Source organism: Roseateles sp. (assembly GCF_039595595.1).
GTDB lineage: Bacteria > Pseudomonadota > Gammaproteobacteria > Burkholderiales > Burkholderiaceae_C > Roseateles.
The window spans coordinates 1-8,433 of the sequence record NZ_JBCNLG010000058.1; the positions used below are offsets into that span (position 1 = coordinate 1).

At 70.9% G+C, this 8,433-nt stretch carries 8 protein-coding genes; all 8 read right to left on the bottom strand.

All coding sequences use genetic code 11. The features are described 5' to 3' along the window. Nucleotides 1–146: 146 nt before the first annotated feature. The 8 genes from deoA to ABDW61_RS26365 all read right to left on the bottom strand — a co-directional run bounded on the left by deoA (nt 147) and on the right by ABDW61_RS26365 (nt 8,409). The gene (deoA, locus tag ABDW61_RS26330) at nt 147–1,496 is read right to left on the bottom strand and encodes a thymidine phosphorylase (protein ID WP_343643037.1); all 1,350 of its coding nucleotides are present in this window, start codon (nt 1,494–1,496) and stop codon (nt 147–149) included. A gap of 46 nt (nt 1,497–1,542) precedes the next feature. Next, a complete protein-coding gene (deoC, locus tag ABDW61_RS26335; protein WP_343643038.1) occupies nt 1,543–2,319 on the bottom strand; it encodes a deoxyribose-phosphate aldolase in 777 nt (258 codons plus the stop codon). A gap of 92 nt (nt 2,320–2,411) precedes the next feature. Beyond that, nucleotides 2,412–3,269, bottom strand: coding sequence for a purine-nucleoside phosphorylase (locus ABDW61_RS26340; RefSeq protein ID WP_343643040.1), 858 nt, complete (start codon nt 3,267–3,269; stop codon nt 2,412–2,414). A gap of 38 nt (nt 3,270–3,307) precedes the next feature. Next, nucleotides 3,308–3,754: a cytidine deaminase gene (locus ABDW61_RS26345; RefSeq protein ID WP_343643042.1), complete on the bottom strand. Its 447-nt coding sequence runs from the start codon at nt 3,752–3,754 to the stop codon at nt 3,308–3,310. Between the two features lie 2 nt (nt 3,755–3,756). Beyond that, nucleotides 3,757–4,722 (bottom strand): ABC transporter permease, encoded by a 966-nt coding sequence (locus ABDW61_RS26350; RefSeq protein ID WP_343643044.1) that lies wholly within the window; start codon nt 4,720–4,722, stop codon nt 3,757–3,759. Continuing rightward, a complete protein-coding gene (locus tag ABDW61_RS26355) occupies nt 4,715–5,848 on the bottom strand; it encodes an ABC transporter permease (RefSeq protein ID WP_343643046.1) in 1,134 nt (377 codons plus the stop codon). The genes ABDW61_RS26350 and ABDW61_RS26355 overlap by 8 nt, the downstream gene beginning before the upstream one ends. Then, nucleotides 5,845–7,485, bottom strand: coding sequence for an ABC transporter ATP-binding protein (locus tag ABDW61_RS26360; RefSeq protein WP_343643047.1), 1,641 nt, complete (start codon nt 7,483–7,485; stop codon nt 5,845–5,847). Before ABDW61_RS26360 ends, ABDW61_RS26355 begins: the two co-directional genes overlap by 4 nt. A 24-nt stretch (nt 7,486–7,509) precedes the next feature. Further along, nucleotides 7,510–8,409: a BMP family ABC transporter substrate-binding protein gene (locus ABDW61_RS26365; protein WP_343643049.1), complete on the bottom strand. Its 900-nt coding sequence runs from the start codon at nt 8,407–8,409 to the stop codon at nt 7,510–7,512. Nucleotides 8,410–8,433: the final 24 nt, after the last annotated feature.

Consider the following 8,433-nt stretch of genomic DNA (forward strand, 5'->3'; position numbering starts at 1 on the left):
TGTTCATGACGAACCGAGGTCGGCCGCCACGACCCTCGCTCTCCCTCGGTATGGCGCCCAAGCGCCTACCCTGGGCGGGTCGGCCTGTGGCGGCCTGGGCGTACTTTGCTACATACAAGGGCGAGGGAGAGGGGGCTGTCCCGCAGTCAACCGAGCTCGGCCATGACCAGCGGCGCTGGCGTCCAATGCGGCGAGTCCTCGATGCTGACCGCCGCCAGCACCTGCGCGATCGCGCGTTCCGCGGACGCCTCGTCCGCCGCGTGGACGAAGGCGATCGGATCGCCCGCCGACACCACGTCGCCCACTTGCGCGAAGCGATCCAGCCCCACCCGCATGTCGAGCGCGTCGCCCGGCAGGCGCCGTCCGCCGCCCAGTTCCACAATCACCAGCCCGATATCCCGCGTCTCCATCGCGACGACGCGTCCCGCGCGTGGCGCGGGCACCGCCCGCACGACCGGCGCCGCGGTCAGATAAGCCTCCGGCCTCTCCATCAGATCCGCCGGCCCGCCCAGCGCCGCGACCATCTTCGCGAAGCGCTCCGCCGCCGCGCCGCTGTCCAGCGCCGCCTGCAGCTTCACCCGCGCGGCCTTCGTGTCGGCCGCAAGCCCGCCCAGCACCAGCATCTCCGCGCACAGCGCCAGCGTCAGCTCATGCGTGCGCGCCTCGCGGGGCCGATCGCCCCTCAGGTACGCGATGGCCCCGCGCACTTCCAGCGCGTTGCCCACTTCCCAGCCCAGCACCTGGTTCATGTCGGTGATCAGCGCCCGCGTCCGCAAGCCCGCGCCGCCGGCCACGTCCACGATGCTGCGCGCCAGTTCCTGGCCGAACGCTGGCGTCGCCGCGAACGCGCCATTGCCGCACTTGATGTCCATCGCCAGCCCCTGCAGGCCCGCCGCGAGCTTCTTCGACAGGATGCTCGCGGTGATCAGCGGCACGCTCTCCACCGTCGCCGTGATGTCCCGCACCGCATAGAAGCGTTTGTCCGCCGGCGCCAGATCGCTGGTCTGGCCGATGACGGCGCAACCCAGCGTGCGCACGATGCGATCGAAGTCCGCCGGCGCCGGCGTCGTCGTGTAGCCCGGAATCGCCTCGAGCTTGTCGACCGTTCCGCCGGTGTGCCCCAGCCCCCGTCCCGCGATCATCGGCACGAAGCCGCCGCAGGCCGCCACCATCGGCGCGATCATCAGGCTCAGCTTGTCGCCGACGCCGCCGCTCGAGTGCTTGTCCAGCACCGGGCCCGGCATGTCCGCCCAGGCCAGCACGCGGCCACTGCGCATCATCGCGCGCGTCAGCGCCACCGCCTCGTCGCGCCCCATGCCGCGCAGGAACACCGCCATGCCGAGCGCCGCCACCTGGCCCTCGCTCCAACTGCCGTCCACCAGTCCGCGCACGAAGTGCTGGATCTGTGCGTCGTCGAGCGCGCGTCCCTCGCGCTTGGCCCGAATGATTTCCTGCGCCAGCATCTGCCGCGTCCCCTCGATCTGTGTTGTCGTCATGCGGCCCGCCCGCAGCGGTGCCTCGCGGCCGGCCGGCCTGCCGCGCTCAGTACGCGGCGCTGACCGCCGCGCTGTCCTGTCCGGCCAGCACCGCCTCGATGTCGCCGAGCAGCCCGCTCGCGCCGAAGCGCAGCCGCTGCGGCGTCAACGCGGCCGCGCCGAGCGCCTCTTGCGCCAGCTGCAGATAGACGCGCGCATCGGCCACCGAGCGGATCCCGCCCGAGGCCTTGAAACCCGCGTTGCCCAGCCCGCTGCCCGCGATCTCGCGCAGCATCGCCGCGGCCGCCTCGGGCGTGGCCGACACCTTGCTCTTGCCGGTGCTCGTCTTGACGAAGTCCGCGCCGGCCATCAGCGCCTGGCGCGTGGCCTCGGCAATGCGCGCGGCCGAGCCCAGTTCGCCCGATTCGATGATCACCTTCAGCGTCAGCGGGCGCGTCGCATGCCGCACCTCCGCCAGGAACTCCGCGACCTCGGTCGACTGCCCCGCCATCAGCGCGCGGTACGGCAGCACCACGTCCACCTCCTGCGCGCCGGCCTGCGCGATCACGTCGATCTCCGCCAGCACCCGCGGCAGGTCCAGGCTGCCGTCGGGGAAGTTCGCGACCGCCGCGACGCGGATGTCCTTGGGCAGCGCGGCGCGCGCCTGCGCCACGAATTTCGGCCACACGCACACCGCGGCCACATGGCCGCGCTCCGGCGCGCCGATGGCGCGGACGCACAACGCCTCGATGTCGGCGGCGCTGTCGCCGTCGTTCAGGCTGGTCAGGTCCAGGCATTGCAGCGCCAGTTGCGCCGCGCGTTCGAGACTGATCTCGGTCTTCATCGACTACTCCCTACTGATCCACCCCGGCGCCGCCACGCCCGTGGCACGCCGCGACCGGGGCGGGCGCCCCGATCTTGCGCCATTCCGGGCGATCAGCCCTTGAGCGATTCCAGCGTCGCCAGCGAGGCCAAGTACTGGCCCAGGAAAGCCGCCGCGCGCTCGCCCGAGGCCTTGGCCTGCTGCAGCGTCAGCGCGTGCGTCAGCGCCTCGTCCGACATGCCCGCGGCCATGTTGGTGATCAGCGCCAGGCCCGCCACGCGCAGCCCGGCGTGACGCGCCAGGATGGTCTCCGGCACCGTGCTCATGCCCACCGCGTCCGCGCCCCAGGCGGCGAACATGCGGATCTCGGCCGGCGTCTCGAAGTGCGGACCGACGGCCCACACATACACGCCTTCGGTCAGCACGCGGTTGTGCTCGCGCGCCACCTTGAAGCCCTGCTCGCGCAACTCGCGGTCATAGGCGACGCTCATGTCGCAGAAACGGTCGCTGCCCGGCAGGCCCGTCAGCGGCGAGCGCTGCGGCGCGTTGATGTGGTCCGAGATCAGCATCAGGCTGCCCGGCGGCTGGTGCGAGCGCAGGCTGCCCGACGCGTTCGTCAGGACCAGCACCTTCACGCCCCAGGCCTTGAGCGAGCGGATCGCGCCGGCCATGCCGGTGCAGTCGCCGCTCTCGTAGGTGTGCGCGCGGCCGCGCAGCATCGCCACGCGCTGCTGGCCGACGCGGCCGACCGCGATCTCGGCCACGTGGCCCTCGACCTTGGGCTGCGGGAAGGCTGGCAGTTGCGCATACGGCAGGTGCCTGGCGTCCTGCAGCTGGTCGACGGCGCCGGCCCAGCCGGAACCCAGCACCACGGCGACTTCGGGACCCTGCTCGCCGAAAGTGGCCTTGAGCGTGGCGATGGACGTGGTGATGGCGGCGTCGAGTTCGGCGCCTTGCAGGGGCATGGACATGGTTCTCTCCTGTCGCGGCCGGCACGGCCGCGTCGATGTCAGTTCTTGAGATGGTCGGGACCGAAGCTGGCCGGCAGCAGCTGCTCCAGGGTCCAGTGCGCGCGCACGCCGCTGGCGTCGCCCGCGATCACGATCAACTCCTCGGGCCGCGCGAACTCGCGCAGCTTCTGGCGGCAGCCGCCGCAGGGCGTGATGATCTCCGAGCCCGCGCCCGTCACCATCACCGCCCGCGCGATGCGCCCGCCGCCCATGATCATGTGGCCCAGCGCGTTGGTCTCCGCGCACCAGCCCTGCGGATAGGCGGCGTTCTCGATGTTGCAGCCGGCATGGATGCGGCCGTGCTCGTCCAGCACCGCGGCGCCGACGAAGTACTTCGAATACGGCGCATGCGCATGCTGGCGCGCATCCAGCGCCGCTTTCAGCAGCCGCTCGACGACCTCGGCCGGCAGCGCGATCGAGGCGATCAGGTCCTGGGACGACGCCATGTTCAGCGCTCCTTCACGTACGGCTTGCTGAGCGCCTTGGGCGCGACGGCCTGGCCGATGAAGCCGGCCAGCAGCACCACGGTCAGCAGGTAGGGCAGCGCCTGGATGAACTGCACCGGCACCTCGCCGATGCCCGGCAGCGACACGCCCTGCAGGCGGATCGCGACGGCGTCCAGGAAGCCGAACAGCAGGCAGGCGCACAGCGTCGGCACCGGCTTCCACTTGCCGAAGATCATCGCGGCCAGCGCGATGAAGCCGCGGCCCGCGGTCATGTTGGGCGAGAACGAGGCGTTCTGCGCCAGTGTCAGGTAGGCGCCGCCCAGGCCGCACAGGATGCCGTTGAGCGCCAGCGCGGTGTAGCGCAGCCGAGGCACGGACACGCCCGCGGCATCGACCATCGCGGGGTTCTCGCCGACCGCGCGCAGCCGCAGGCCGGGCCGGGTGCGCTCCAGGAAGAACCACACCACCGCCACCAGCGCGAAGGCCAGGTACACCAGCGCGTTGTGGCTCAGCAGGCCGTGGCCGATCACCGACGCGAACCAACTGCCCGGCACCGGCTCGGCCCATTGGGGCAGCAAGCCGGTGATGCGCTGCGCCGCCTCGATCGGCGGCGTCTGGCCGCCCTGCGCGAACCAGGCGATGCCCAGCACCACCGTCAGCCCCGCGGCCACCATGTTCAGCGCGACGCCGGAGACGACCTGGTCGCCGCGGTGCGTCACCGTCGCGAAACCATGGATCATCGACATCGCGATGGCCACGGCGATCGCCGCCAGCAGGCCCAGCGCCGTCGAGTGCGACACGCTCGCCACCGCCGCCGCCGCGAAGGCGGCCGACAGCATCTTCCCTTCCAGCCCGATGTCGACCACGCCGGAGCGCTCCGACAGCAATCCGGCCAGCGCCGCGAACAGCAGCGGCGTGGTGACGCGCAGCGTCGACGCCAGCACCGAGCCGATCAGCACCTCATCCATGGGACTTCCCTTCCGCCGCGCGCTGCTTGCGCGCGAACGCGCCATGGAGCTTCGCGAACATCGGCGCGCTCACCATCGCCATCGCGCCGGCGAACAGCACGATCAGCCCTTGCACCGTCACCACCATCTCGCGGCTGAAACCCGGGACGTCGAACGAGACCTCGACGCCGCCCTGATACAGCGTGCCGAACAGCAGCGAAGCCAGCACGATGCCCACCGGATGATTGCGGCCCATCAGCGCCACGGCGATGCCGGTGAAGCCGGCGCCGGCGACGAAGTCCAGCGTCAGCTTGCCCTGCACACCGGCGATCTCGTTGACGCCGACCAGACCGGCCAGCGCGCCCGAGAGCCCCATCGCCGCCAGCACCTGCCAGCGCGGCCGGATGCCGGCGTAATGCGCGGCGGCGGGATTGGAGCCGACCGCGCGCAGCACGTAGCCGGCGCGGCTCTTCCACAGGAACCACCAGACGAAGACGCAGGCGGCCAGCGCCAGCAGGATCGACAGGTTCAGCGGTGAGGACGGCCATTCGATGCCCAGCTTCGCGAGCACCTCATGCACCGCGGGCATGCGCGCGGAATCGGCGAAGGCATCGCTCTCCACCGACATCGAGCCCGCCGGACGCAGCCAGTTCACCAGCAGGTAGCCGTTCAGGCCCGCGGCCAGGAAGTTGAACATGATGGTCGTGATCACGACGTGGCTGCCGCGCCAGGCCTGCAGGTAGCCGGGCACCGCGGCCCAGAGCATGCCCAGCAGCGCGGCGGCCACGATCGCCAGCGGGATCATCACGATGCCGGGCAGCTTGGGCGCCAGCCACAGCGACAGCAGCGCCACGCCGATGCCGCCCAGCGTCGCCTGCCCTTCCCCGCCGATGTTGAACAGCCCGCCGTGGAAGGCCACCGCCACCGCCAGGCCGGTGAAGATGAAGGTGGTCGTGTAGTACAGCGTGTAGCCCAGGCCGCGCGCGCTGCCCAGCGCGCCGTCGAGCAGCACGGTCAGCGCCTGCACCGGGCTCGCGCCGATCAGCAGCACCACGCCGCCGGCCACCGCCAGCGCGATCAGCAGGTTCCACAGCGGCAGCAGGACCAGGTCCATCCAGCGCGGCATCTGCAAGGCTTGGCTACTCATGGGGCGGTGGCCGCGGGGGCGGTCCTGTCGTTCGTGGGAGGCGCCGGAGGCGTGGAAGGCGCGGCATCGGCGGCACTGGCCGGCGACGCCGACATCAGCAGGCCCAGGTTCTTCTCGGAGCACTCGTCGATGGCGAGCTCCCCGGTGATGCGGCCGGCATTCATGACGATGACGCGGTCAGCGAGCGCGAGGATCTCGTCGAGCTCGCTCGACACGACCAGGATCGCGCAGCCGGCATCGCGCAGGCGGCGCAACTGGTTGTGGATGAACTCGATCGCGCCGATGTCGACGCCGCGCGTCGGCTGCCCGACCAGCAGCACGGCCGGCTGCTGGCCGATCTCGCGCGCCAGGATCAGCTTCTGCTGGTTGCCGCCGGAGAACTTGGACGAGCCCAGCTCCGCGTTGCGCGGGCGCACGTCGAAGCGCTCCATCATCTCGGCGGTCTGCGCGCGCAGGTGGCGCTGGTTCATGCCCAGGCCCAGCGGCCCGGCGCAGTACTGGTCCTGCCCGTGATAACCCAGCGCGGCCGTCTCCCAGGCCGAGAAGCTCAGCACCATGCCCAGCGCGTGGCGGTCCTCCGGCACGTGCGCGAGCTTGAGCTCGCGCGCGGTGCGCGGGTCCATCCACGCGTCGGCCTGGAAGTCGCGGCCCGCGACATGCAGCGCGCCCGCGTCGGGCGCCCGCATGCCGGCCAGCACTTCCAGCAACTCGCTCTGGCCGTTGCCGGACACGCCGGCCACGCCGACGATCTCGCCCGGACGCAGCGCCAGCGTCGCCTGGCTCAGCAGGTGCACGCCAGAGCCCGAGTCGCTCGCCACCGTCAGGCCTTCGGCCTTGAGCACCGGCTGCTCCGCCCGCGGCTGGGCCGCGCCGCCGTCGCGGCCCAGGTTGACCTTGCGGCCCACCATGCTCTCGGCCAGGTCCTCGGGACTGGTGTCGCCGATCGCGGCCGTCTTGATCACGGCGCCCGCGCGCATCACGGTCACCGCGTCGCACAGCGCCATCACCTCGCGCAGCTTGTGCGTGATCAGCAGGATGGTCGTGCCGCGCTCGCGCAGGCGGCGCAGCACCTCGAACAGCTGATCGGTCTCCTGCGGCGTCAGCACCGCGGTCGGCTCGTCCAGGATCAGGATCCGCGCGCCGCGATACAGCGCCTTCAGGATCTCCAGCCGCTGCAGCTCGCCCACCGGGAGGTCGGCCACCGTCGCGTCCAGCCGCACCGTCAGGCCGGTGTCGCGCATCAGCGTCTCCAGCTCGCGTCGCACCTGGCGCTTGGCGCGCGACAGGAAGAACGCCGGCTCGGCGCCCAGCATCACGTTGTCCAGCGCGGATAGCGTGTCCACCAGCATGAAGTGCTGATGGACCATGCCGATGCCCAGCGCGATCGCCTGATGCGAATTGGCGATCGAGACGCGTTGGCCGTCGACCTCGATGTGGCCCTCGTCGGCGTGGTAGTAGCCGTAGAGGATCGCCATCAGCGTGCTCTTGCCGGCGCCGTTCTCGCCGACCAGGCCGTGCACCGTGCCGCGCTCCACTGCCAGGCTCACCGCCCGGTTGGCCTGCACCGCGCCGAAGCGCTTGGAGATCTCGCACAGACGGACCGCGGGCGCGGCGGCGCCGCGTGGGGGCTGTGTCATGTCAGGAACGCTCGCTCGCGAGGGTCAGTTCTTGCAGGCGTTGTCCGCCATGTAGTCGGCGACCTTGATCTTGCCGGCGATGATGTCGGCCTTGTAGGCGTCGAGCTTGGCCTTCACCGCGGGTGCGATCAGCTTGGCGTTGTTGGCGTCGACGGCGTACTCCACGCCGCCTTCCTTCAGGCCCAGCACGCTGATGCCGGGCTTCCATTCCTTGAGCACGTTGTAGACGGCCACGTCCACGCGCTTGACCATCGAGCTCAGCATGGTGCCGGGCTGCAGGTGGTTCTGGTTGCTGTCCACGCCGATGGCGAACTTGCCGGCGTCCTTGGCCGCTTGATAGACACCGACACCGGTGCCGCCGGCCGCGGCGAAGACCACGTCCACGCCCTTGGCGAACTGCGCCTTGGCCAGCTCGCCGCCGCGGGTCGGGTCATTCCAGGCCGAGGCGGTCGTGCCGGTCATGTTCTTGAAGACCTCGACCTTGGGATTGGCCACCTTCGCGCCCTGCTCGTAGCCGCACTCGAACTTGCGGATCAGCGGGATGTCCATGCCGCCGACGAAACCGACCTTGGCGCTCTTGCTGGTCAGCGCGGCCAGCGCGCCGACGAGGAAGCTGCCCTCCTGCTCCTTGAACAGCACCGACTGCACGTTGGGCTGGTTGACCTTCTCGTCGATGATGACGAACTTGGTCTTGGGGAAATCCTTGGCCACCTGGTTCAGCGCCGAGGCCTGCGCGAAGCCGACCGAGATGATCGGGCTCGCGCCCCGCTCGGCCATGCGGCGGATCGCCTGCACGCGCTGGGTCTCGTTGCTGATCTCGAACTCGAGGTACTTGCCGCCGGTGTCCTTCTTCCACTGCTCGACGCCGCGGTAGGCGGCCTCGTTGAACGACTTGTCGAACTTGCCGCCCATGTCGAAGATCACCGCCGGGGTGGTCTGCGCGGCCGC